General features: G+C 72.5%; 23 protein-coding genes. 6 read left to right on the top strand and 17 right to left on the bottom strand.

Features of this window, described 5'->3' with window-relative positions; translation table 11 throughout:
• Positions 1–123: 123 nt before the first annotated feature.
• The 3 genes from ACFP2V_RS09935 to ACFP2V_RS09925 are packed head-to-tail and all read right to left on the bottom strand — an operon-like array spanning position 124 to position 2,980.
• Positions 124–840, bottom strand: coding sequence for a response regulator (locus ACFP2V_RS09935; protein ID WP_381208628.1), 717 nt, complete (start codon positions 838–840; stop codon positions 124–126).
• Positions 837–2,093: a MacS family sensor histidine kinase gene (gene macS, locus ACFP2V_RS09930; protein WP_381208625.1), complete on the bottom strand. Its 1,257-nt coding sequence runs from the start codon at positions 2,091–2,093 to the stop codon at positions 837–839. Before macS ends, ACFP2V_RS09935 begins: the two co-directional genes overlap by 4 nt.
• A 53-nt stretch (positions 2,094–2,146) precedes the next feature.
• Positions 2,147–2,980, bottom strand: coding sequence for a lysophospholipid acyltransferase family protein (locus ACFP2V_RS09925; protein WP_381208622.1), 834 nt, complete (start codon positions 2,978–2,980; stop codon positions 2,147–2,149).
• 209 nt (positions 2,981–3,189) lie between these two features.
• Here ACFP2V_RS09925 and ACFP2V_RS09920 point away from each other — a divergent pair, with 209 nt between their 5' ends.
• Both ACFP2V_RS09920 and ACFP2V_RS09915 read left to right on the top strand, forming a co-directional pair.
• Positions 3,190–3,987 carry an alpha/beta hydrolase gene (locus ACFP2V_RS09920; RefSeq protein ID WP_381208619.1) on the top strand — a complete coding sequence of 266 codons (798 nt, stop codon included), beginning with the start codon at positions 3,190–3,192 and terminating at the stop codon, positions 3,985–3,987.
• Positions 3,980–4,651, top strand: coding sequence for a hypothetical protein (locus tag ACFP2V_RS09915; RefSeq protein WP_381208616.1), 672 nt, complete (start codon positions 3,980–3,982; stop codon positions 4,649–4,651). The genes ACFP2V_RS09920 and ACFP2V_RS09915 overlap by 8 nt, the downstream gene beginning before the upstream one ends.
• Before the next feature lie 13 nt (positions 4,652–4,664).
• Here ACFP2V_RS09915 and ACFP2V_RS09910 read toward each other — a convergent pair whose 3' ends face one another.
• The 6 genes from ACFP2V_RS09910 to ACFP2V_RS09885 form a co-directional block, all read right to left on the bottom strand.
• A complete protein-coding gene (locus ACFP2V_RS09910) occupies positions 4,665–5,423 on the bottom strand; it encodes an endonuclease/exonuclease/phosphatase family protein (RefSeq protein ID WP_381208613.1) in 759 nt (252 codons plus the stop codon).
• Positions 5,424–5,643: 220 nt separating this feature from the next.
• The gene (locus ACFP2V_RS09905; RefSeq protein WP_381208610.1) at positions 5,644–6,597 is read right to left on the bottom strand and encodes an ROK family glucokinase; all 954 of its coding nucleotides are present in this window, start codon (positions 6,595–6,597) and stop codon (positions 5,644–5,646) included.
• A gap of 148 nt (positions 6,598–6,745) precedes the next feature.
• Positions 6,746–7,381, bottom strand: coding sequence for a DUF5304 domain-containing protein (locus tag ACFP2V_RS09900; RefSeq protein ID WP_381208607.1), 636 nt, complete (start codon positions 7,379–7,381; stop codon positions 6,746–6,748).
• Between the two features lie 57 nt (positions 7,382–7,438).
• A complete protein-coding gene (locus ACFP2V_RS09895) occupies positions 7,439–8,635 on the bottom strand; it encodes an ArsA family ATPase (protein ID WP_381208604.1) in 1,197 nt (398 codons plus the stop codon).
• Positions 8,636–8,695: 60 nt separating this feature from the next.
• On the bottom strand, positions 8,696–9,193 hold the full coding sequence (locus ACFP2V_RS09890; RefSeq protein ID WP_381208601.1) for an SRPBCC family protein: 498 nt from the start codon (positions 9,191–9,193) through the stop codon (positions 8,696–8,698).
• Between the two features lie 121 nt (positions 9,194–9,314).
• Positions 9,315–10,070 (bottom strand): metallophosphoesterase family protein, encoded by a 756-nt coding sequence (locus tag ACFP2V_RS09885; RefSeq protein ID WP_381208923.1) that lies wholly within the window; start codon positions 10,068–10,070, stop codon positions 9,315–9,317.
• Between the two features lie 351 nt (positions 10,071–10,421).
• Here ACFP2V_RS09885 and ACFP2V_RS09880 point away from each other — a divergent pair, with 351 nt between their 5' ends.
• On the top strand, positions 10,422–12,227 hold the full coding sequence (locus ACFP2V_RS09880; RefSeq protein ID WP_381208598.1) for an AMP-dependent synthetase/ligase: 1,806 nt from the start codon (positions 10,422–10,424) through the stop codon (positions 12,225–12,227).
• A 213-nt stretch (positions 12,228–12,440) separates the two neighbouring features.
• On the opposite strand, the gene ACFP2V_RS09875 is transcribed toward ACFP2V_RS09880, so the two are convergent.
• A complete protein-coding gene (locus ACFP2V_RS09875; RefSeq protein ID WP_381208595.1) occupies positions 12,441–13,583 on the bottom strand; it encodes a glycosyltransferase family 4 protein in 1,143 nt (380 codons plus the stop codon).
• Positions 13,584–13,780: 197 nt separating this feature from the next.
• Between ACFP2V_RS09875 and ACFP2V_RS09870 the strand changes: the two genes are divergently transcribed.
• Complete coding sequence (locus ACFP2V_RS09870) at positions 13,781–15,013, top strand: glycosyltransferase 87 family protein (protein ID WP_381208920.1); 1,233 nt, start codon at positions 13,781–13,783, stop codon at positions 15,011–15,013.
• Positions 15,014–15,051: 38 nt separating this feature from the next.
• On the opposite strand, the gene ACFP2V_RS09865 is transcribed toward ACFP2V_RS09870, so the two are convergent.
• The 6 genes from ACFP2V_RS09865 to ACFP2V_RS09840 all read right to left on the bottom strand — a co-directional run bounded on the left by ACFP2V_RS09865 (position 15,052) and on the right by ACFP2V_RS09840 (position 21,086).
• A complete protein-coding gene (locus ACFP2V_RS09865; RefSeq protein ID WP_381208592.1) occupies positions 15,052–15,252 on the bottom strand; it encodes a hypothetical protein in 201 nt (66 codons plus the stop codon).
• A gap of 271 nt (positions 15,253–15,523) precedes the next feature.
• On the bottom strand, positions 15,524–16,732 hold the full coding sequence (locus tag ACFP2V_RS09860) for a hypothetical protein (protein ID WP_381208589.1): 1,209 nt from the start codon (positions 16,730–16,732) through the stop codon (positions 15,524–15,526).
• Positions 16,733–16,823: 91 nt separating this feature from the next.
• Positions 16,824–17,852 (bottom strand): C40 family peptidase, encoded by a 1,029-nt coding sequence (locus ACFP2V_RS09855; RefSeq protein WP_381208586.1) that lies wholly within the window; start codon positions 17,850–17,852, stop codon positions 16,824–16,826.
• A 186-nt stretch (positions 17,853–18,038) separates the two neighbouring features.
• Positions 18,039–19,106 carry a C40 family peptidase gene (locus ACFP2V_RS09850; protein WP_381208583.1) on the bottom strand — a complete coding sequence of 356 codons (1,068 nt, stop codon included), beginning with the start codon at positions 19,104–19,106 and terminating at the stop codon, positions 18,039–18,041.
• 327 nt (positions 19,107–19,433) lie between these two features.
• The gene (locus tag ACFP2V_RS09845) at positions 19,434–20,783 is read right to left on the bottom strand and encodes an NYN domain-containing protein (protein WP_381208580.1); all 1,350 of its coding nucleotides are present in this window, start codon (positions 20,781–20,783) and stop codon (positions 19,434–19,436) included.
• Positions 20,784–20,846: 63 nt separating this feature from the next.
• A complete protein-coding gene (locus ACFP2V_RS09840) occupies positions 20,847–21,086 on the bottom strand; it encodes a hypothetical protein (protein WP_042165845.1) in 240 nt (79 codons plus the stop codon).
• Positions 21,087–21,242: 156 nt separating this feature from the next.
• Between ACFP2V_RS09840 and ACFP2V_RS09835 the strand changes: the two genes are divergently transcribed.
• Entirely contained in the window at positions 21,243–21,977 is a 735-nt protein-coding gene (locus tag ACFP2V_RS09835; protein ID WP_381208576.1) for a rhomboid family intramembrane serine protease, read from the top strand.
• On the top strand, positions 21,974–22,255 hold the full coding sequence (locus tag ACFP2V_RS09830; protein ID WP_381208573.1) for an Lrp/AsnC family transcriptional regulator: 282 nt from the start codon (positions 21,974–21,976) through the stop codon (positions 22,253–22,255). The genes ACFP2V_RS09835 and ACFP2V_RS09830 overlap by 4 nt, the downstream gene beginning before the upstream one ends.
• 260 nt (positions 22,256–22,515) lie before the next feature.
• Here ACFP2V_RS09830 and ACFP2V_RS09825 read toward each other — a convergent pair whose 3' ends face one another.
• Positions 22,516–23,928 carry an aminotransferase class V-fold PLP-dependent enzyme gene (locus ACFP2V_RS09825; protein ID WP_381208570.1) on the bottom strand — a complete coding sequence of 471 codons (1,413 nt, stop codon included), beginning with the start codon at positions 23,926–23,928 and terminating at the stop codon, positions 22,516–22,518.
• Positions 23,929–23,979 lie beyond the last annotated feature (51 nt).

The following is a 23,979-nucleotide window of genomic DNA, read 5'->3' as shown; positions in this document are numbered from 1 at the left end:
TGCGCCCGGGCCGGACCGGACCGGAGCGGCGCGTTTCGGCCCCCGGGTCACCGGTTCGACCGGAAGGGTCAACTTCGGGGAGGGCCGGGCCGGTTGGCCGACCGGTTGCCCGGTCGGCCGGTGCTACTCGTCGTCCAGGCCGCGTTGGATGGCGTAGCGGACGAGTTCCACTCGGTTGTGCAACTGGAGCTTGCCGAGGGTGTTCTGTACGTGGTTCTGCACCGTGCGGTGGGAGATGACGAGCCGTTCGGCGATCTGCTTGTAGCTGAGGCCCTTGGCGACCAGGCGCAGCACCTCGGTCTCCCGGTCGGTCAGCCGGGGTGCCTTGGACGCGCCGCTCTCCGGGGCGGGTGCCGGGTCGGAGGCCAGCCTGCGGTACTCGCCGAGGACCAGTCCGGCCAGGCCCGGCGTGAACACCGGGTCGCCGGCGGCCGTACGGCGCACCGCGTCCTGCAGGTCCTGGGTGGAGGCGGACTTCAGCAGATAGCCGGTGGCACCGGACTTCACCGCCTCCAGGACGTCGGCGTGCTCGCCGCTCGCCGAGAGCACCAGCACCCGCAGTGCCGGGTTCGCGGCGACGACCTCCTTGCAGACCTGAACGCCGGGCTTGCCGGGCAGGTTCAGGTCGAGGACGAGGACGTCGGGGGCGGCGGCCTTGGCGCGGCGCACGGCCTGGTCGCCGTCGCCCGCGGTGGCGACCACCTCGAAGCCGGACTCGGACAGGTCCCGGGCGACCGCGTCGCGCCACATGGGGTGGTCGTCGACCACCATCACCTTGATCGGGCCCTGCCCGCTCCCGTCCGGCCCCCCGCTCGGCTCTCCGGCCGCCGTGTCGGTCATCGCTGCTCCGCCTTCCCCCGTACGTCCTGTTCGTCGCTGTGGTGCTTCGGCACCTTCAGCTCGACCTCCGTGCCCTGGCCGGGCACCGAGATCAGCTCCGCGCTGCCGCCGAGGTCGTGCAACCGCCCCCGGATCGACAGGGCCACCCCGAGCCGCCCCTCGCCCTCGGCCTGGGCGAGCCGGCCCTCGGGGATGCCGGGTCCGTCGTCGCGGACGGTGACGATCACCTCGTCCGGTTCGTCCTCGACCAGGATCCAGGCGCGCGCGTGGGGCCCCGCGTGTTCGCGTACGTTGTCCAGGGCGGCACCGACAGCGGCGGCGAGTTCCCGCGCGGCGGCCGGCGCGAGCGGCACCGGCGCCCCGGGTTCGGCGAGGCTGACGAGGGCACCGGCGTACGGTGCCAGCAGGGCCCGCAGGTCGACGGGGTCGTCGTCGGCGCCGTCCCCGGCCGCGTCGGCGGTCCCGTCCACGGTGCGCAGGTCCGCCGCTCCCCCGGCCGTGTCCTTCGCCCCTCTGGGGAGGGGCACCAGGCCGCCGGAGACCAGGGTGCGCAACGCCACCTCCTGTTCGCCGGCCATCCGGCCGAGCTCGGCCGCCTCGCCGCCGATCACCGCGCCGCGCCGCTGCACCATCGCGAGCACCTGGAGCACGCTGTCGTGGATGTCCCGCGCGAGCCGCTCCCGCTCCCTGGTCGCGGCCTCGATCTCCAGGGCGCGGGCGAGGGTGCGCTCGGAGGCGCGGGCGACCTCGACGACATAGCCGATGGCGATGGACGCGACCCAGACGAGGATCACGTTGTGCACGGTGTCGCTGGCGGGGCTGCCGCGCTCGACCAGGTTGGCGACGGCGACCAGGCTGGAGGCCAGGGCGGCCCAGCGCCAGCCGCCCTTGAGGGCGAAGGCGAGCACCGCGCCCGCGGTCCATATCGACGGCATGGTCGGACCGCCGGCCGCGATCCGCTCCGGGGCGTCGGCGACGGGGGTGAGCAGGATGCCGGCGAGTGCGATGGTCAGGTCGGCGGCGAGGAAGCGTTTGGTACAGGCGGCGGCGTTCGCGACCTGGGGCAGGGTGGCCGGTGTCCATAAGGCCACCAGGGCGAAGTAGGCGACGGCGAGCCAGGGACGCTCGAACCTCTCGTAGGCGGTGGCGAACAGGCCGACCGCGTACATCATGGTGAGGACCCGGTAACCGGCGAGCGCGCGCCACAGCGGCTGCTCGACCGACATCCTCATGACTCTCTCGCGCCTGGACATGTCTCCCCCACCCTTCGCCCCCAGGCCCAGGCCCCGGCCCCCGCCCGCAGGCCCTAGGGGTCGGACCGCCGCTGCTCGGCCGCCTGCTCCCTCCGGGCCTCCTGCTCCGCTTCCTCCTGAAGTTCCTTCGCCGCTTCTTTCGCCGCTTCCCTCTCCGCCCTCTCGGCGCGGGCGAGCTCGGCCTTCTCCGCCTTCTCGGCGTCCTTCTCGGCCTTCGCCGCCTCCGCGAGCTGCCGCTTCATGGCGGTCGCGTACATGTCGACGTACTCCTGGCCGGAGAGCTTCATGATCTCGTACATGACCTCGTCGGTCACCGCGCGGAGTACGAAACGGTCGTGCTCCATGCCCTGGTAGCGGCTGAACTCCAGCGGCTTGCCGATGCGGATGCCCGGCCGGATCAGCTTCGGGACGACCTTCCCCGGCGGCTGGACCTTCTCCGTGTCGATCATGGCGACCGGGAGCACGGGCGCGCCGGTGGCGAGCGCCACGCGTGCGAGGCCCCCCGGCTTGCCGCGGTAGAGACGGCCGTCGGGCGAGCGCGTGCCCTCGGGGTAGAGGCCGAACAGCTCGCCGCGCTCGAGGACCTCTATACCGCTCCTGATCGCCGCCTCACCGGCACCGCGCGCGCCGGAGCGGTCCACCGGGAGCTGGCCCACGCCCTTGAAGAAGGCGGCCGTCAGCCGGCCCTTCACCCCCGGTGTGGTGAAGTACTCGGCCTTGGCGATGAAGGTGACCTTGCGGTCGAGGACGGCCGGCAGGAAGAAGGAGTCGGAGAACGACAGGTGGTTACTGGCCAGGATGGCGGGCCCCTCGGAGGGGACGTTCTCCAGGCCCTCCACCCAGGGCCTGAAGGCAAGCTTCAGCGACCCTCCGATGGTGACCTTCATGGCGCCGTACAACAACCGAGTGCCTTCCCTCTGCGTGTGAGTCAGACCCTAACCCGGAGTCCCGTCAATGGCTCCTACGGCCCTGGTCGGTGTCAGTGTGGTCGCGTACGGTGAAGGTCCTGCAACCCGTGTGCAGCCCGTCGACTTCCTCGACCCTTTCCTCGACCCTTTCCACGACTCCGACGACTCTTACGACCGGGAGGCCGAAAGTGCCGCTCCTGACCGGAGCCGAGCCGTATCGCCATGAGGGCGGGGAGGCCGCCGTCCTCCTCTGCCACGGCTTCACCGGTTCGCCTCAGTCGCTGCGCCCGTGGGCGGAGCGTTTCGCCGAGCACGGCCTGACCGTCTCGCTGCCCCTGCTCCCGGGGCACGGCACCCGCTGGGAGGACCTGCGGGCCACCGGCTGGCAGGACTGGTACGCGGAGGTGGACCGCGAGCTGCGACTGCTGCGCAACCGCTGTTCGCGCGTGTTCGTGGCCGGTCTGTCCATGGGCGGCGCGCTGGCCCTGCGCCTGGCCGCGCGGCACGGCGACGCGGTGAGCGGTGTCATGATCGTCAACCCGGCGAACAAGGTGCACGGCGCGGCCGCGCACGCCCTCCCGGTGCTCCGCCATCTCGTCCCCACCACCAAGGGCATCGCGAGCGACATCGCGGACCCGTCGGCCACGGAGGTGGGCTACGACCGGGTGCCGCTGCACGCGGCGCACTCCCTGCGCGCCTTCCTGCGCCTGCTCGACGGCGAGCTTCCCCAGGTCACCCAGCCGCTGCTGCTTCTGCGCAGCCCTCAGGACCATGTGGTGCCGCCCGCGGACTCGGCCCGGATCCTCGGCCGCGTCTCGTCGCTCGACGTGACGGAGATCCTGCTGGAACAGAGCTACCACGTGGCGACGTTGGACCATGACGCGGAGCTGATCTTCCAGGAGAGCACCGCGTTCATCGGGCGGCTCGCACCCGGCGCCGTCAAGGAGCCCGGCCTCGGCATGGAAGGGACGACCACAGGTGGCTGAGCACGACTCGGACCGCGAGGACCGCGAAGGGCGTGAGGACCAGGAGGCGCGCGAGGCAGGTGCGGGCCAGGGGCGTGACGGCGGTGGCCCGGAGCATCAGGGCCAGGACGTTCCGTTCGACGAGGATGCCGCGTGGGAGGCGATCGTCGCCGGGTACGGTGCCGAGCCGCCGGACCCGGCGGGTGCCAAGCCGTTCAAGTCGGTCGAGGATCTGGCGCTGCTGGAGTCCGACACCAACACCGACACCGACACACGTACCGAGGCCGCCGACGACGAGGCACCGGCCGAGGCGCCGACGCGGGCCGGGGACAAACCGGTCAAGCCGCTGGGCGGGTCGGTCGCCTTCGCACCGGGCGTGGGCGGCCCGCGCGACTACAGCGTGTCCGAGCCCTCGGAGGACGACTTCGACGACGGCGACGAGGGCCACTTCGTACCGCCGGAGCCCCCGCCGCTGCCCGAGGCCGACGTCACGTCCAAGTTCGCGTGGCTGGGGGTACTGGGCGGTCCGTTGCTGCTCCTGCTGGCGATCCTGCTCGGCTGGGAGATGACCTGGTGGCTGACCACGCTGTGCATCGGCGGCTTCCTGTGCGGCTTCGCCACGCTGGTGATGCGCATGCGCACGGACGACGAGGACGACGACCCGGGCCGGGGCGCGGTGGTCTGAGGGCGTCCGGGGATCAGACAGCCGGGATTCTGAGGGCGGCCAGGACCGGAAGGTGGTCCGTGGCCGCCCTCAGGTCGGTCTCGGTCACCCCGGGCTGACCGTGCGGCACCCCGCAGCCCAGGACCTCGACGCCCTTGGTGGCGAAGAGCGCGTCGATGCGCTGGTGCGGATCGGCGGGGGTCGAGGTGTACTCGCCGCCCCAGGGCGCCGCCGCCCAGCAGTCCGTCAGCTCCTCGCCCGTCAGCCGACGGAAGGTACGGCCGTCCGGCCGCTCGTTCAGATCGCCGCCGGCGACCGCGTGCTCCACGCCCATCTTGGCGAGCCGGTCCAGGAGCAGGCCGCCCTGTGCGTACCGCTCGTCCTTCTGCAACGACAGATGGCAGCTCAGCACGCCCAGCCGGGCACCGCCGAACCGTACGACGGCGGTGGCGAACCCGCGCCGGTGCAGTCCCGGGGTGAGCGGCAGCAGCACGTCCTCGGTGCGCTCGACGGTCGCCCGCAGGGAACACAGAATCGCGGGACCGGCGGCCGTGGCGCCCCCGGAGAGGATCGCCAGCCCGGAGGCGGAGGCCAGCCGGGCCAGTTTCTTGCGCCACCGGAAGAACCGCGGTGCCTCCTGTACCAGTACCAGATCGGGGGCACAGGCGGTGATCACCTGGGCGAGGGCGGCGGTGTCGTCGCGCATCGACCGGACGTTGTAGCTCAGGACGCGGATCACGGCCGAACCGTCTGACTCGGTCCGGGAGCCGGGCAGCAGCGGGGTCGTCGCCATGCGGATCAAGATACGCCGACCCGCACGATCGGAAGTGCCGTACGGGCCGACAACGGCGCACAACGGACCGGGTCAGTGGCCTGCGGCTTCGCCTTGATCGCTGCTGCACCACATGGCGGGACATGGCCCTCGGCTCCGGAGCGGAGCCGGACCCGGGAACGACGCCGCCCGCCGTGGTCCCGGGAGGGGAGCGGGCGGGCGGCGTCGGGAGCAGGGGGTGTCACATGATGGGGTCGGGTTCCCGGGCCAGGTCGGCCGCCCCCACCAGGCCGGCCTTGTTGCCGAGCTCGGCGGCCCGGACGTCGGCGACGGGGCGCCAGTTGCCGCCCACCAGCCAGCGCTTGTACGACTTGCGGATCGGGTCGAGGAGCAGTTCCCCCTCGTCGGAGAGGCCGCCGCCGACGATGAAGGCGGAGGGGTCGAAGAGGGAGGCCAGGTCGGCCAGGCCGGCGCCGACCCAGCGGGCCAGCTCGCGGTAGGAGTCGACGGCCACCGGGTCGCCCTGGCGGGCGGCCATGGAGACGTGCTTGCCCTCGATGCCCTCGGGGGTGCCGTCGCCGAGGGCGAGCAGCGCCTCCGCGTTCTCCGGGGTCGCGTTGGCGCGCTGGGTGGCGTACCGGACGAGGGCGCGGCCGGAGGCGTACTGCTCCCAGCAGCCCTGCGAACCGCAGCCGCACAGCAGGCCGTCCGGGACCATCCGGATGTGCCCGAACTCGGCGGCCACGCCGAAGTGGCCCCGGCGCAGCTTGTTGCCGATGATGACGCCGCCGCCGAGGCCGGTGCCGAGCGTGATGCAGATGACGTTGCGGTGGCCCTTGCCCGCGCCGAACTTGTACTCGCCCCAGGCCGCCGCGTTCGCGTCGTTCTCCACGACGACCGGGAGACCCACGCGGGCCTCGACCTTCTGCTTCAGCGGCTCCTGGCGCCAGTCGATGTTGGGGGCGAAGTACACCGTCGAGCGCTGGCGGTTGACGTATCCGGCCGCACCGATTCCCACGCCGACGATCTCGTTCCCCGCACGTGCTCCCTCCACCGCGGAGGCTATGGCGTCCACGATGCCGTCGGGCGTGCCCGGGGTCGGCACCTTGTGGACCGAGAGGATGTTGCCGTCCTCATCGACCACGCCGGCCGCGATCTTGGTGCCGCCGATGTCGACGCCGATGGTGAGTCCCATGAATCCCTCAGTTCCGGTCGAGCCCCGCTACCGCCCACGGTACCCGAGGCCCTGGCGTCGGCTTCCCGGTATGGGACTCCTGCGCGGGACCCCGGGGGCCCTTCCGGTGGATCTTCGCCGGGGAGGGCCCCCGGGCCGTCGCCGCTCCTCAGTCCAGGTCGATGCGTTCTCCGCCGGGGCCGGGCTCGTCGCCTCGGTTCCGGCGGCGGTCGTCGCGCGCGTCGCCATCGCTGTCACCGCCGCCGTCGCGCTCCGGGCTCCCGTCCGTGGCGTCCTCGGTGCCCTCGGCTTCCTTGGCCTCGTCCGGGTCCCAGGGGCGGGTGTCGCGGGTGGTCCAGCGGCGCTCCTGGTCCTGGACCGCGGAGCGGTAGGCGGCGAGGAGTTCGTTGCCGGCGGCGGCCAGGTGGTCGAAGACGTCCGGGTTGCGTTCGACGACCGGTTCCACGGCCGCCTTGGCCTGCTGGACGACCTGACGCACCACCTGCTGCGCCGCTGGTCCGGCGACCGCGCCGAACAGCGGCGACCGGCCCCCGGTGAGCTGGTCGAACTTCTCCGCGACCACGTCGACGAGCTTGCGCAGCTCCTCGGCGGCCGACGCGGGGGGCGGTCCGTACTGGGCGCGGCGGCGGACCTTCTCCGCCTCGAGGTCCTCGGCGCACGCCGTCGCCCAGGCGTCCGCGTCGACGGACCGTACGTCGTCGGTGGCGGCCGTGCGCGCGTCGGACGCGGAACCGCCCACGGGCTCGTCCCCGGTGTCTTCGGGTGGGGGGAGCTGTTCGCTCATGACGGACTCCTGACTACGGTCGGCCCTTCCGACGGTACCTGAACGGGGGTGCCGGCTTCACGGGATGCGCGGCCACAGCCGCGGATCCGGCCGGAACCGGATGCGTAGTTCGTCCTCGCGCAGGGCCGCGCCGTCGACGGTGCAGCGGCGCAGCGCGGAGGGCAGCGGGACCGTCCGCCGGAACGGTCCGGCGGTGACGGCGAGTTCGTCGCCGTGCCGGATCAGGTCCAGTTCCTCGCGCCGGGCGCCGGGCAGCGGGATGTGCCAGACCAGGACGCCGTCGTCGGCGAGCCGGTCGGTGATGGGCCACTCGACCGTCGCGGGCCCCGCCTTGTCCCCGGAGGCAGCGGACGCGACGGGCACACCCGGTACGGCGAGCGCGGTCAGGTCGTCCGGGCCGCGCGGGTCGCGGCCGAGGTGGGCGACGGGGCGGACGTCGTACGTCTGGCGCCACTCGTCCAGCGTCTTGCGCTGCTGGGCGACCGGGCCGGCGAGCCAGCTGTCCTCGACGCTCTCGGGCAGTACCCGGCCGGCGACCAGCACGTCGGTGCGCAGTCCGCGCAGGGCGAGGCCGATTCCCGCGGTGCGTACGGCGTCGGCGCCCGCGGGGCCGGGTTCGGCGACCAGCCGTACGGTGGTGTTCCGGTCGGCGAGGACGGCTTCGACGGCGGCCAGTTCGGTGTCCCACCGGGCAGTCGTCCCGTACAGCCATTCCGCGGGCATCGGGACCCCGGCGAGGCGGCCGAGCACGGGGCGCAGGGCGCGGGCCGCCTGGCGTTCCGGCGGGAGCAGCCTGCGCATGCCGCGGCGGAGGTCCTCGGGGAGGGCGAACAGGGCCAGGGCCCGCTCGGCGGGCGGCAGGTCGACGACGAGCAGGTCGTACGCCTCCGCCAGCGCGGCGTCCCGCAGGGCACGCAGCACGGAGAGCTCCTCGGCGCCGGGCAGCGGACCGAACTCCTCGGGGTCGAGCCGGGACGCGCCGAGCAGGTCGAGCGCCGAGGCGGCCCGGTCCTGCAGTGCGGCCAGGTCGGCGCGGAAGTCCTCGCCGGCGTCGACCCGTCGCGCGGTGAGGCCCGGGACGACCTCGACGGGCGCGGCGCCGACGGGCGTGCCCAGCACCGCGCCCAGCGTGTCCGTCCGGTCGGTGCCGAGCAGCAGGACCCGGGCGCCCGCACGGGCGGCGGCGAGCGCGGTGGCCGCCGCGACGGTGGTACGTCCGCTGCCGCCGGGGCCCGTGATCAGGAGGGTGCGCATGAGGGTGAACGGTACCGGTGTACGCGCCCGCGTCCGACCGGCCGGAAGGGCGACAGCGTGCTACTCGGCGCCCGGCTTCCCGCCGGGGCCGGTGTCGGTCCCGGCGTCGGTGCCCGGCTCCTCGCCGGCCTCCACCCGCTTCTTCAGTCCCGCCAGGGCCCGGTCGATGATGACCTTCTCGGCCTTGCGCTTGATCATGCCGAGCATCGGGATCTTGACGTCGACGGTGAGCCGGTAGGTGACCTCGGTGCTGCCCGCGCCGGCCTGCTTCAGGAGGTAGGAGCCGTCCAGGGAGCGCAGCATCTGGGACTTCACCAGCGTCCAGGACACCTCGTGCTCGCCGGTCCAGGTGTACGCGAGGGTCTGGTCGTCCTTGATCGCGCCGGCGTCCATGACGAGGCGTACCTGCTCGGCACGGCCCTGCCCGTCGGTCTCGAGGACCTCCGCCTCCTTCACCTCGCCGGTCCAGTCCGGATAGCGGGCGAAATCGGCGATCACCCCCATGACCTCGGCCGGTGCCGCCTCGATCGTGATGCTCGAGCTGGTGTGTTCCGCCATCGCCGTGGCTCCTCCAGATGCGGGCCGTAGTCGGATCGCCGTGCGCGGCCCACGCGCACGCCCGTGCAACGGAAGGCTATCGCGCACCTCGCCGGCGCAAGTCATCCGACCTGGGACATCCTCACCATTCGAGGACCCAGGGCCGGCCGCGGCTCGCGAAGTGCCCCACGTTCACGCACTCGGTGGCCCCCACCCGCATGCGCCGGACCAGCGGCTGGTGCACGTGCCCGAACAGCGCGTACCGGGGCCGGGTGCGGTGGATGGCGTCCAGCAGGGCGCGGCTGCCGCGCTCGAAACGGCGGGCGACGGTGTCGTACACCAGCTCAGGGACCTCCGGCGGGATGTGCGTGCACAGCACGTCGACCTCGCCGACGGCCTCGATCTTCGCCGCGTACTCCTCGTCACTGATCTCGTACGGCGTGCGCATGGGCGTGCGCAGTCCGCCGCCGACGAAGCCGAAGACCCGGCCGCCGATCTCCACCCGCTCGCCGTCGAGGACGGTGGTGCCGGGTCCGGCGTACTCCGGCCAGAGAGCCGGCATGTCGACATTGCCGTACGTGGCGTACGTGGGGGCGGGGAAGACGGCGAACATCTCGGCGTACTGCTTGCGCACCGCCTTCTCGATCGCCGAGGCGCGGTCCGCGCCGATGCCCGCCCACAGCCGGGCCTGGAAGTCGCGCGCCTCCTCGAAGCGGCGGGCGGTGCGCAGTTCCACGATGCGGTCGGCGTTCTCGATGCCGAACAGGTCGGGAAAGATGCCGCGCGAGTGGTCGGCGTAGTCGAGGAAGAGCACCAGGTCGCCCAGGCAGATCAGCGCGTCGGCGCCGTCACCGGCCGCGGCCAGGTCGCGGACGTTGCCGTGGACGTCGCTGACCACATGAACGCGCATACGGCGGTTTCCGGCCGATGTGGATGCCATGGCGATCAAGCGTAGCCAGAGGGCGGCCCTCGTGAACAGTGGCGGCCGGACCTGCGGTTACTGGTTCCCTCCCCAGGGGTGGACTACTGTGCGCGATGGCAATCAACCCGTTCACCGACTTGTGTGACGCAGCGAACATCTCCCCTGGCCCCCTGTCGTTCCAGCCATACCGGCGGGTAACGTCCGGGCAGTCCACTCGTGCTCAGGATTTCAACAGGTGAATCCCCGAGCACCCGCCCGAGCCTTGGACCGCGCTGTCGTCGCATCGCACACCGTCGTGGCACCGGCGCCCTAAGAGGAGCAGCAGTCTTGCGCGAGTTCAGCCTTCCGGCTTTGTACGAGGTCCCCGCGGACGGCAATCTGACCGACATCGTCCGTAGAAACGCCGCGCAGCACCCCGATGTCGCCGTCATGGCCCGCAAGGTCGCCGGTGTGTGGCAGGACGTGACGGCCACCGCCTTCCTCGCCGAGGTGCGGGCGGCCGCGAAGGGACTCATCGCCTCCGGCGTCCAGCCCGGCGACCGGGTCGCCCTGATGTCGCGCACCCGCTACGAGTGGACGCTGCTCGACTTCGCGATCTGGAGCGCCGGAGCGGTCACGGTGCCGGTGTACGAGACGAGTTCGGCGGAGCAGGTCGCCTGGATCCTCAGCGACTCCGGCGCCACCGCCTGTGTGGTGGAGTCGGACGCCCACGCGGCCACGGTCGAGTCGGTGCGCGACCGGCTGCCCGCGCTGAAGCACGTATGGCAGATCGACGGCGGCGACGGCGGCGCGATCGGGGAACTGGGCCGCCTGGGCCGGGACGTCACCGACGAGACGGTCGAGGAGCGCAGCTCCGTCGCGGGCGCCGACGACCCGGCGACCATCATCTACACCTCCGGGACCACCGGCCGCCCCAAGGGCTGTGTGCTCACCCATCGCAGTTTCTTCGCCGAGTGCGGCAACATCGTGGAGCGGTTGCGTCCGCTGTTCCGTACCGGCGAGTGCTCGGTGCTGCTCTTCCTCCCGCTGGCGCACGTCTTCGGCCGGCTGGTGCAGATCGCGCCGATGATCGCGCCGATCAAGCTGGGCTGCGTCCCCGACATCAAGCAACTCACCGACGAACTGGCCTCGTTCCGGCCGACGCTGATACTGGGCGTGCCGCGGGTCTTCGAGAAGGTCTACAACTCCGCGCGTGCCAAGGCACAGGCCGACGGCAAGGGCCAGATCTTCGACAAGGCGGCGGACACCGCGATCGCGTACAGCAAGGCGCTGGACACGCCGTCGGGGCCGTCCCTCGGCCTGAAGATCAAGCACAAGGTGTTCGACAGGCTCGTGTACGGCAAGCTGCGCGCGGTACTCGGCGGCCGCGGCGAGGCCGCCATCTCCGGCGGTGCCCCGCTGGGCGAGCGCCTCGGCCACTTCTTCCGCGGCATCGGCTTCACGGTGCTGGAGGGCTACGGTCTCACCGAATCCTGCGCGGCCACCACGTTCAACCCCTGGGACCGGCAGAAGATCGGCACGGTCGGGCAGCCGCTGCCCGGGTCGGTGGTCCGCATCGCCGACGACGGCGAGGTGCTGCTGCACGGCGAACACCTGTTCAAGGAGTACTGGAACAACCCGGCCGCGACCGCGGAGGCGCTCGCCGACGGCTGGTTCCACACCGGTGACATCGGCACCCTCGACGAGGACGGATATCTGCGGATCACCGGCCGCAAGAAGGAGATCCTCGTCACGGCGGGCGGCAAGAACGTCGCCCCGGCGGTGATCGAGGACCGGATCCGCGCGCACGCTCTGGTCGCGGAGTGCATGGTCGTCGGCGACGGGCGGCCGTTCGTGGGCGCGCTGGTCACGCTCGACGAGGAGTTCCTGGGGCGCTGGGTGACGGAGCACGGGAAGCCCGAGGGGTCGACGGCGACGTCACTGAGCGAGGACCCCGAGCTGCTTGCCGCGATCCAGGCGGCTGTCGACGACGGGAACGCGGCGGTTTCCAAGGCGGAGTCGGTGCGGAAGTTCCGGGTGCTGCCTTCGCAGTTCACGGAGGAGTCGGGGCATCTGACTCCGTCGTTGAAGCTGAAGCGGAATGTGGTGGCGAAGGACTTCGCCCATGAGATCGAGGCGATCTACGCGAAGTAGGGCTCCGGGCCGGCCGGCGGTTGACGGCTGACGGTGGTCACGGCGCGGGCTCCCTGTGGTACGGGGCCCGCGTTGTGGTGTGTGGTGCGGATGGGTGAGGTGGGGCTTTTTCCGCCCCCGCCTCCGCCCCCGCCGTCCCGTCCCGTTCCCGGGGGCGCTGTCCCGGACCCCCGCTCCTCACATGCCGGAGGGGCCGGATCTCCCCGAAGCCGGTTACAGCAAGGTCTTCAGGGTTTCCGCCAAAAGGTCCCAGCGCCATTTCTCCTCGACCCAGGCCCGGCCCCGCTTCCCCATGCGGTGGCGGAGTTCGGGGTCGGCGAGGAGGGTGATGATGCGGTCGGCGGACTCGGCGGGGGTGTCGCCGCGGACGACCCAGCCGCTCTCGCCGTCGAGGACCGCGTCGGGGGCGCCGCCGGAGTCGCCGGCGACGACGGGCAGGCCGGTCGCGGAGGCCTCCAGGTAGACGATCCCGAGCCCTTCGACGTCCAGTCCCCCGCGCCGGGTCCTGCACGGCATCGCGAAGACGTCGCCGGCGCCGTAGTGGGCGGGCAGCTCGGACCAGGGCACGGCTCCGGTGAAACGGACCGATCCGGCCACTCCGGTGTCGTGCGCGAGGCGGCGCAGGTCGCTCTCGTAGGGCCCGCCGCCGACGATCAGCAGGACGGCGTCAGGCTCGGCGGCGAGGATCGCCGGCATCGCGCGGATCAGCGTGTCCTGTCCCTTGCGCGGCACCAGCCGGGAGACGCAGACGACCACCGGACGGTTCGTCAGGCCGAGCCGGGCCCGGACCTCGGGGCCGCCGGAGCCGGGATGGAAGGTTTTTTCGTCGACCCCGGGCGGCAGTTGCACCATCCGCGAGGCCGCCTCGGGCGTGAGCGCGCCGGCGATCCGCGAGCGCGTGTACTCACCGAGGTAGGTGATCGTGTCCGTGGACTCCCCGATCCGGCGCAGCAGTTGCCGGGCCGCGGGCAGCTGGGCCCAGCCCGCCTCGTGGCCGTGGGTGGTGGCCACGATCCGCTCGGCGCCCGCCCGGCGCAGCGCCGGTGCCATCAGTCCGAGCGGCGCCGCCGCACCGAACCAGACCGAGGTGCACCCGTGTTCGCGCAGCAGCCCGACGGCCTGCCGGGTCGCCTGCGGGGTCGGCAGCAGCATCGGTGTACGGGCGCGTACGACGGTGAAGGGCTGCTCGGCGTCGAAGGCGGCGGTCGCCCGGACGCCCTCCCGGGAGCGTTTCCAGGTCGAGGCGTACACGACGAGCTGCGCGGGATCGAGGCGCAGCGCCATGTTGTGCAGAAACGCCTGGATACCGCCCGGCCTGGGCGGGAAGTCGTTGGTCACGATCAGGGTCTTGTGCATCGGGGCAGACCCTACCGAACCGGTGTGTCCGGGCCGTGGGCACGGGGGGCCGCTGTGGCACCCTCTCAGGGGCGCGGGACATCAGGGCCGCAGACGGACGCGCACGGACGCGCACGGACGGGCACGGACGGGCAGGGACGGGCAGGGATCACGTGGAGACGGTGGACACGACGGGCTCGCACGGCTCCCCGGCTCGGCTGCCGGTGCGCCGGCAGGCGGTGTTCCGGCCTCTGCTGCTGTGGGCACTGACGAGAGCGCTGCTGCTGTTGTTCGTCCTGAAGGTGATCGTCTTCCCCGGCCCGGACGTCACCAGCGACGTGTCCGTGATCTACCAGGGCTGGTACGACGTCCTGCGTGCCGGAACGTTCCCGCTGGACGACGTCACCTGGCAGTACCCGCCCGCGGCGGCGCTGGCGATCCTCTCCCCCGGTCTGCTGCCGTTCCTGGAGTACGCGACGGCGTTCTTCGTCCTGGTGTGCCTCGCCGACCTGGCCACCCTGGCCCTGCTGCTGCACGCGGGCGGCCGGCCGGGCCGGACCCGGCTCGGTGCCTGGGTGTGGGTGGCGGGCGTGCCGCTCCTCGGGCCGACGGTGTACGCCCGCTATGACGTGATGGTGACCGCGGTGGCGGTGGCCGCGCTGCTGGCCGGACCCCGGCGTCCCCGGCTGCTGGGGGCGCTGGCGGCGTTCGGCGCGCTGCTGAAGGTGTGGCCGGCGATGCTGCTGCTCGGTGTCCGCCGGCGTTCCGCCTGGATGTCGGCCGTGGTGACCGTGGTCGGTGCGGCGGCCGTGTTCGCGGCACTGATGCCGGGCGCGTTCGCGTTCCTGGGTTTCCAGCGCGACCGGGGCACGGAGGTGGAGTCGCTGGGCGCGCTGGTCTTCCATGTCGCCCGGCATTACGGCTGGGACGGCGAGGTGCTGCTGAACTACGGCTCGGTGGAGTTCCTCGGCCCGTCCGTGGACCGGGTCAGCGCGGGCGCGATGTTCCTGAGTGGGGCGGCGCTGGCCTGGCTGGTGCTGTGGCGGCTGCTGGCCCGCCGTTTCGAGCCGCACACCTTCGTCGACGCCGCGTTCGTGGCGGTGCTGATGTTCACCACCACCAGCCGGGTGATCAGCCCGCAGTACGTGGTGTGGCTGGTCGGGCTCGCCGCGGTCTGCCTGTGCCATCGCGCGAGCCGGATGCGGGTGCCGGTGGCCCTGGTGCTGGTCGCGTCGTTCGTGACGGTGCTGGAGTTCCCGCTGTGGTTCGCGCACGTCGTGGCCAGCGACGCGCTCGGTGTCACCCTGCTGTTCGTGCGCAACGGCCTGCTGGTGGCGGCCACGTTCCTCGCCGCCCGCACGCTGTGGCGCTCGACGGTCACGCACGGGCTCCCGGTCGCCCCGGTACCCGCTTCGGCGGCCCGCGCCACGAAGACGCCGGTCTCCCCCTGACCCTCTCGTCGGTCCTGCCCCGAGGCTGCTATGTCGTGTCAAGCTGCTTGAGCGATTTCTTCGACGTTGCCGAGTCGGCTCCGGTCGGAACGCTCAAGGATCTTGAAGATCTGGCGGCAGACCACCCGCTTGAGGCATCGCTGCGCATCGCGGGAGGTCTTTCCTTCGGTGATCTTGCGTGCGACGTACGTCTTCGTAAAGGGATCGAGTCGCGTCCTGATCAGGGTGATGGTGTGCATGGCCCGGTTGAGCTGCCGGTCACCGCTGCGGTTGAGCCGGTGTCGGTTGTGTTTTTCGCGGTCCCGCAAGAGGGCCGCCGGCCTCCGGGCCCGACATGACTGTCGCCCCCCTGTCGAAGGCATGACCTGGGGGGGTGTCACCGGGCCCGGGAGGTGCCGTCAAAGACGCTGATGAGAGGTCCGGCCACCCCCCTTCCCCTTCCCCTTCCCCTTCCCCTTCCCCTTCCCCTTCCCCTTCCCCTGGTCCGGTGCCGGTGCCGGTGCCGGTGCCTCAACCGAACTGCTCGCGCAGGTAGGCCTGCCATCGCATGGTGAACTCCTCCGGCGTGGTGCCGAGGACCCGCCGCATCGCGTCCTCCACCGCGCCCTCCCGTTGCCCGTGCGCGCCCACGGCCCGGTAGAAGGCGCCGAGCCGTTCCTCGCCCCAGTGCTCGGCGACGAGGCGGCAGGCCATCCAGCCGCTCTCGTAGGCGTGGGCGAGGCCGTCGGCATCCGCGGTGAAGCCGAAGTCGTCGTCGGTCGGCAGCCCGGAGGGCACCTCGCCGTGGCGCACCGCGCGGGCGAGTTCCGGTGCCGCCTCGGCCGGGACGCGGTCGCCGCCCCGGTAGCCGACCCAGTCGGCGAAGCCCTCCGACAGCCACAGCGGGGTCGCGGCGGTGGTGTGGGCGCGGGTGGCGACATGGGCGGTCTCGTGGGTGACGACGACCTGCCGGCCCGAGTCCCCGAGCAGTCCGAAGGCGTCCGGGTTCACGATGACCCGGTCCGCGGGCGCCTGTGCGTCGGCTCCGGTCTCGCCGGTGGTGACGGCCGCGATGCCCCGGTAGGAGGAGGCGGGCGAGCCCAGCAGTCCCGCCATGTCCTCCAGGGACCCCGGGACCAGGACGACGACACGCCGCGCCCAGCCGGGTCCCCACGCGTCCGACACGGCGGGCACCGCCCGGTCGGCCAGCGCCGCGTAGTCGCGCAGCTTCACATCGGGCTGCCCGACGCCGAGCACCAGGCTCCGTTCTCCGTGCACGGCGCGCACCGCGCCCTGGTCCCACAGCTGGCGGCCGGACTTCCCGGCCGGCCGGTCGGAGACGACGGCCCACCGGCCGTCCTCGTCCCGGCTCAGGCGCAGGGTGCGGGCGGTGGTGACGGGGGCCGCCCGGTCGTAGCCCGCGACGCGGTAGCCGAGGTCGGCTTCGACGGTGGCGGTGTCGCCGGTGCGGCGCACGGCGTTGACCCGATAGCTCCAGTCGGCCAGCGGCACCTCGCGCAGGCTGTCGTATCCGGCCCGGGTGCCGGTACGGGCGTAGGCAGCGGCGTCCTGGCCGAGGACGGCGTCGGCCCGCCGGTCGAGCAGGGCCTGCACCTCGGCGCGGGCACTGTCGACGGCGGGCCCCTGGCCGCACGCGACCAGGGAGACGAGCAGGGAGACGAGCGCCAGGCACCGCACCGCCGCCACCGGCGCTCCGGGCGCCCACCTTCGACCAGCCACCCTTGTGAGGGTACGGGCGCTGGGCCGTTCGGGTCAGACCGCCTTGGCCGACAACTCCGGCCGCCCCCTCACGACCGGCCGCCCGCTCCGGTCAGACCCTGGTGACCGACGAGACGGGCATCATCCCGACCGGGTCGTAGCGGACGGGGGCACCGGGGTAGGGCGCGTGGATCACCTGGCCGTTGCCCACGTACATGCCGACGTGGGTGGCGTCGGCCCGGTAGACGACCAGGTCGCCGGGGCGGGCCTGGGAGAGCGGGACCCGCGTGCCGGCGTACCGCTGGGCCTGCGAGGTCCGCGGGAGGGCGATCCCGGCCTGCGCGTACGACCACTGCATCAGACCGGAGCAGTCGAAACCGGAGGGCCCGTTGGCGCCCCAGGCGTAGGGCTTGCCGAGGGCGGAGCGGGCGGCGGTGACGGCGGCTGCCGCGCGGCCGGAGACGGCGGTGGCGCCGTCCGGACCGGGCAGGCCGGGCAGGTCCGCGTCGTGGCCGGAGCGGGTGGCCCTCTCGTGGGCGGCGCGCTCGTCCTCGGGGAGGGCGTCGAGCAGCCGCCGGGCTTGGGCGAGTTTGCGCTCGACCGTCTTCTTGTGGGCGGCGACCGCCTTGCGGCTGCGGTCCAGCTCGCCCAGCTTGCGGGAGGCCTCCGCACGGTCCTGGTCCAGGGTGCGCACGGCCTCCTGGAATCCTCTCAGCTCGCCGGCCTGGCGGGCGGTGAGCCGGTCGAGCACCGAGGCCCGCTCGAGGTAGTCCTCGGGATCGTCGGAGAACAGCAGCGCGAGGGACGGGTCGAGCCCGCCGGAGCGGTACTGGGCGCCGGCCAGCGAACCCAGCGACTCCCGCATGCCGTTGACGCGCTCCTGCTGCCGGGCGATCTCGTCCTGGACCGCGTTGACCTGCCCCCGCAGGGTGTCCGCGCGCTCGTCGGCCTTGTTGTACGCCTCGGTCGCCCGCTCGGCCTCCGCGTAGAGGCGGTCCACCTCTGTCCTGAGGTCCTCGTGCGGGGTGGCCGTGGCCGGGACGGCGCCGAGGGCGGCTGCCGCCACGGACAGGAGGCCTACGGCGACGGTGGTGCCCCGGTCGGGACCGGGGGACGGTGCTGGGCGGCGATGGGACCCCACGGGGAACCGCGCTCCTTCCGCTGACGGACGGGGAAACGCGGGAGACAGTAGCCGTGGGGCGGGCGGCCGACCAACGGCCTCGGCGGCCACGCACGGTGACGCCCCGCCTCTGACGCAGGTCACAGGCGGGGCGCGGGCCGGTCGGCGGGGGCGCGATTCCCCCGAACGGGGGCACGCGACGGAACGTCAGACGCGGACGCCGAACATGAACGGGCCGCCGATGGTGTTCATCGACTCGTAGCGGACGACGGTGCCGCTGCGCGGGGCGTGGATGATCTGGCCGTTGCCCGCGTAGAGACCCACGTGGTGCAGGTCGTTGAAGAAGAAGACCAGGTCGCCGACCTGTAGCTGGCTGGTCGAGTAGATCTTGGCACCCGCGCCGGTCTGTGACTCGGAGGTACGCGGGATGGAGACGCCGGCCTGGGCGTAGGCCCAGGAGGTGAGGCCCGAGCAGTCGTAGGAGGACGGGCCGGTGGCGCCGTAGACGTACGGGGAGCCGAGCTTGCTCTGGGCGGCGGCGAAGGCGGCGCCGGCGCGGCCGGAGCCGCTCCCGACCGGGCTGGAGGTACCGGTGCTGGTGTCGGTGGCGGCGATGGCCTCGCGCTCGCTGGCGCGGGTGGCGCGGTCCTCCTCCTCGGCGAGCTGTGCCTTCTCCTCGGCGGTGAGGGTGTTGAGCAGCTTCTGCGCGGCACCGAGCTTGCTCTGGACTTCCGTCTTCTTCTTGCCCAGTTCGGTGCGGGTGGAGGAGAGGTCCTTGAGCTTCTCGGAGGCCTCGGAGCGCTGCTGGGCGAGCTCGCGCTGCTTCTCCTGGATCTCCTTGAGCGCGTCGACCTGCTGGGTGCTCAGCTGGTCGAGGGCGGACGCCTTGTCGAGGTAGTCGTCCGGGTCGGCGGAGAGGAAGAGCTGGAGCGAGGGGTCGATGCCGCCGCTGCGGTACTGGGCGCTGGCCATCGACCCGAGGCCGTCGCGCAGCTCGTTGAGCTCCTGCTGGCCCTTGGCGACGTTGTCCTGGATCGTGGAGATCTCCTTCTGGAGCTTCTCCTGCTTCTCCTTGGCGCCGTTGTACTTCTCGGTGGCCTGCTCCGCCTGCTCGTAGAGCTTGTCGACCTTGGCCTTCACCTCGCCCTTGCTCGGCTTCTCGCTGGGGGCCGCGTTGGCGGCCTGCGAGCTCAGGACGACGGCAGCTGCGGCAGCGGTGGTGAGCACTGTGACACGTGCCCGGTTCGGCTGCTTGGGACGACGGTGGGACGCCACGGAGGCGAGCTCCTTCTTCCTCCAGCCGCCTACCGAGACGCCGGTGGGCGGGGCCTCCGCCGTCGCCACCCCATGTGAACGATCACCCGAGCGGAGGTTCGAGGTCTGACCCTAGTGATTCTCTTGTGATCAGTTCAAATCCTCGGACATGAATTCTCGGTCACAGTATGTTTCTTTGCCTTCAACTCACCTGCAGTGATACTTCCTTGACGCTACGTTGCGTCAATACCGCGCCAATTCGGGCAATCAGCGGGTACGTTACGGTTGGGGCTTACGTTCCGGATGGGATGTAGCGCACTTTGCGCCCCCCGGGGCCGGCGCGGGCCGCTACGCCCGGGAGAACCGCTTCAGCAGGACCGCGGAGGCGACCGGGCGGGCGCCCGCGCGGGCGACTCCGTCGGCGACCTCACGATCGGTGGAGACGACGATGACGGGCCGCCCCGGCGGCTCGGCGCGGACCAGCTGGCGGATCAGCTCGTCGGCGGTGACGCCCGGTTTGGAGAACAGCACACGCACCCCGCGCGGCGGCGCGAGCAGGACGGGAGCGGCCAGTTCGGCCCCGTCGAAGACGCAGGTCACCTCGGCGCCGGTCTGCGCGGCGAGCTGGGCGAGCTGGCCCAGGACCCTCAACCGCTGCCTCTCCAGGGGCATCTGGGGATAGCCGGTCTTGGTCACGTTGTAGCCGTCGACGACGAGATGCGCCTGCGGCAGCGCCAGCAATTGGTCGAGGACGGCCGGGTCACCCTCGGACAGCGCGCGGGCGGCGATGTCCCTGGGGGTCATGCTGCCGGGCTCGACGGCGTCCACGGTCTCGGCGGGCCGGACGGACACGGGAGGCAGCGCGAGTTCGCGACGGAGCCCCTGGGCGGCGTCCAGCACGGTGTCCAGGAGCAGCCGTACCCGCATGTCCTCGACGCTGCGCCCCTCGCGGGCGGCCCGGCGGGCGGCCTCCAGAGCGGCCTCCGACTCGCCGAGGCGCGCCTTGAGCCGCCGGGACTCGCTCTCGGCGGCGGACACCTGGGCCTGTCCGTCCGCGCGGACGGCGTCCATCTCGCCCTGCAGTTTGCGCAGCGCGGCCGCACCGCGCTTGACGTCGCTGAGCGCGGACCGCAGCTTGCGGTGCAGGGAGTCCGCTTCCTTCCTGGCGGCTTCCAGGTCGGTACGCAGCCGCTCGGTCTCGGACCTGGTGTGCTCGCGGGCACGGGCGAGTTCCCCGCGCAGCCGCTCCAGCTCGGCCCGGGTCTCCTCGTCGGCGCGCTCGGCGTCGGCCCGCTGGGCCTCCTCACCGGCGGCGGTCACCAGTTTCACCCAGCCGGGCGGTCGCATGACGTAGGCCGCGGCCGCCACATCCAGCGGGTCCGCGGCCGGGGGCGGGGAGCCTGAGTCGAGAGCGCCGGCCAGTTCCGGCTGGGCCTCTCTCAGCCGCTCCCCGATGCGCTGACGGAACAGCGGATCGGTCTCCAGGGCGGCGGCCATCGCGTTGCCGGCGAACTTGACGCGGCGGGTCGGGGTGAACCGGGCGTACTGCCTGAGCTGGGCGGGCAGCTCGGAGACGGTCAGTCCGCCGAAGCCGTCGGAGACGATCTGGACGACCCGGCGGCGCACGCCATCGGGCAGCGGACGGTCGAACACCTCGGCGGTGCCGTCCTCCGACCCCCCGTCCGCGGTCTCCACCATCCGTCACACCCCATGCCTGTGTCCGACCCCGCTTACGGGGTCTCCTGGGCGGGGCCCGCTCCCTCAGGAGCCGGCGCCCGGCCTGTCGACGAGTTCCACCTGATCCACGGCGTTGCACCAGCGGCACCGCACCGACTCGATCGTCTCACCGAGGACCTCGCGCTCCTCGACCTTCGGCTCCCCGGCCAGGTCGAGGTGGACGTACTCCACGACCTTGGACGAGCGGGTCACGTCGAAACGGGTGAGGTTGCCGCAGAGGGTGCAGCGCCACCGCGTCGAGGCAGTCGGCAGGGGAACCGTCATCGTGGCTGTTCGCCTTCCTTCCAGTGTCCGTGACGTGCCGGGCACCCGGCGCGTCTGGCACATAACCCTACGGCCTGGCAGGTCTTCGCCGCCCGCCCCTCCACGGCGGCGAGGCGGTCTGTGCGGTTGCGTCCGGTTACGTCATGCTCTGTGTTCATGACCCGCAACTGGGGCGCGGCGGCTGCCGGGGCGCTGAGGCGTCTGCCGGCACCGGTGACCCACACCCTCATCGCCGTGTGCTGCCTGGTTTTTCTGACCGGGCCGGCCTCGGGACTCGATCCGGGGTACGGGACCGGAGACGAGCTGCTCGCCGCGCAGCGTGGCTACTTCCACCACTGGGGCGTGATTCCCGCAGACGTGTTCGAAGGGTCCCCGTGGAGTGCCCTTGCTCCGGCCACGGCCCTGTTCGTCCACGGCAGTTGGGTGCATCTGCTCGGCAACATGCTCTTCCTCCATGTCTTCGGGACGATGACCGAGGAACGAATGGGCCGCCTGCGGTTCACCCTGTTCTACGTCGGCTGCGGGTACCTCGCCCTGCTCGGGTACGCCGCCGCCAACGCGGACTCGGAGCAGTCCCTGGTCGGCGCCTCGGGGGCGATCTCGGGGGTCCTCGGCGCGTTCCTCTTCCTGTTTCCCCGGGCGCGGGTGACCAGTCTGCTGCCGTTCCTGTTCTTTCTGCCGGTGCGCTTCCCCGCCTGGGTGGTGCTGCCGTTCTGGGTGGCGCTGCAGTGGCTGGCGGCGGGGCAGGCCTCCGACGGGCCGGGGGTGGCGTATCTGGCGCACCTGGTGGGCTTCGGGCTGGGCTTCTGCTGGGCGTGGGCGCGTTTCACGGTGGCGACTACAGTGAGAAGCGCACCGGCTCCGGCCCCCGAGGGAGAGAACCAGCAGTGATCACCGCGATCGTCCTCATCAAGACCAGCGTGGACCGGATCCCCGAGATCGCGGAGCGGATCGCCGCGCTGGACAGCGTCAGCGAGGTCTTCTCCGTCACCGGGACCTATGACCTGATCGCCATGGTCCGGGTCAAGGAGCACGAGGACCTGGCGGAGGTCATCCCGGGCCGGATCAACAAGATCCCGGGCGTGGAGGGGACGGACACGCACGTGGCGTTCCGCACGTACTCGCAGCACGACTTGGAGGCCGCGTTCGCCATCGGCCTGGACAGCTGAGCGGACCGACCCGAACGGGGAGGCCGAGCGCGGGGAGGGCTGACACGCCCGAGACGGCCGAGACGCCTTGCTGAGGCCTCTGAGACGTGCCCGGCGTGGACGCGTTCCACGGCATCCTCCCTGGCCCGCGGCGCCGAACTCCTCACCGACGCCACGGAACGCGCCTTGCGCGTGATCGTTCCGGGCACTCGCCTGCCCGCCCCCGCCGTCCGGCGGGCGGTGCCCGGCGGGACGCACGTACCGGGGCGGGCGACCGGGGCTCAGGCGGAGGTGTCCGGCACGCAGCGGCCGTCGACCGTCCGGTAGCTCCAGCGGGCGCCGCCGCGCACGAGCTCCCGGACGGCGCGGACGAAGCGCTCCACGTGTTCGTCCGGCGTGCCCGCGCCGAAGCTGACACGGATCGCGTTGAGGGACGTCCCGCCGGGCGCCGCCTCGGGGGCGCCGCACTCGCCCTGGTCCTGCGGATCGCCGCCGAGCAGGGCGCGCAGCAGCGGGTGGGCGCAGAACAGTCCGTCCCGTACGCCGATGCCGTACTCGGCGGAGAGGGCCGCGGCGAAGTGGGAACTGTTCCAGCCGTCGACGACGAAGGAGAGCACACCGACGCGCGGCGCGTCGTCCCCGAACAGGGACAGGAACCGCACCTCGGGCACGTCCGCGAGCCCGTTCCGTACGGTGCGGACCAGCCGCTCCTCGCGGGCGGCCAGCGCGCCGAACCCGGCCTCGCCGAGCGCCTTGCAGGCCGAGGCGATGGCGTAGGCGCCGATGACGTTGGGCGAGCCGGCCTCGTGGCGGGCGGCGCTGTCGTGCCACTCCACCTCCACTCCCCCGTCCTCGCGCCGGGTGACCTTGCGGCTGGCGCCGCCCCCCGCGAGGTAGGGCTCGGCCTCCCGCAGCCAGTCGGCGCGGCCGGCCAGGACGCCGGCGCCGAACGGGGCGTACAGCTTGTGCCCGGAGAAGGCGACCCAGTCGACGTCCAGCCCGCGCAGGCTCACCGCGTGGTGCGGGGCGAGCTGGGCGGCGTCCAGGACGATCCGGGCGCCGTGCGCGTGGGCGGCGGCGGCCAGCTCGCGCACGGGCCACAGCTCGCCGGTGACGTTGGAGGCACCGGTGACGCAGAGCAGGGCGGGGCCGTGGGGGTCGCGGGCGGCGAGGGCGTGTTCCAGGGCCCGTACGGCCCGCTCCGGGCTGTCCGGGGCGTCGAGGAAGGTGACGCGGGCGCCGCGCCAGGGCAGCAGGGCGGCGTGGTGCTCGCTCTCGAAGACGAAGACCTGGCAGTCGTCCGGGAGCGCGGCGGCGAGCAGATTGAGCGAGTCGGTGGTGGACCGGGTGAAGACCACCTGGTCTCCGGCGCGGCAGTCGAGGAACTCGGCGACGGTCCGGCGGGCGTTCTCGAACAGCTCGGTGGAGAGCTGGGAGAGGTACCCGGCGCCGCGGTGGACGCTGCCGTAGTAAGGCGCGTACGCGGCCACGTCGTCCCACACGCGCTGGAGCGCCGGGGCACTGGCGGCGTAGTCGAGCGCGGCGTAGGTGACCTCCCCGCCGGTGACGAGCGGAACGGTGACGTCCCGGCCGAGTACGGGCAGCGGAGCGCAGCCGGACGGGCCGTCGGCGGCGGAGACGCGGGGTGCGGAAGCGGCAGCGGCAGGGGCGGCGGAGACGGTGGAAACAGACATGGCTGAACTCCCGTGAAAGCAGGCGGAACCACCACGCGAGCGCGCACCGCT

It is taken from the genome of Streptomyces incanus (genome assembly GCF_042656345.1).
Classification (GTDB): domain Bacteria; phylum Actinomycetota; class Actinomycetes; order Streptomycetales; family Streptomycetaceae; genus Streptomyces; species Streptomyces incanus.
The sequence above is the reverse complement of the archived record's forward strand: the minus strand, read 5'-3'. Positions and strand labels throughout refer to the sequence as shown.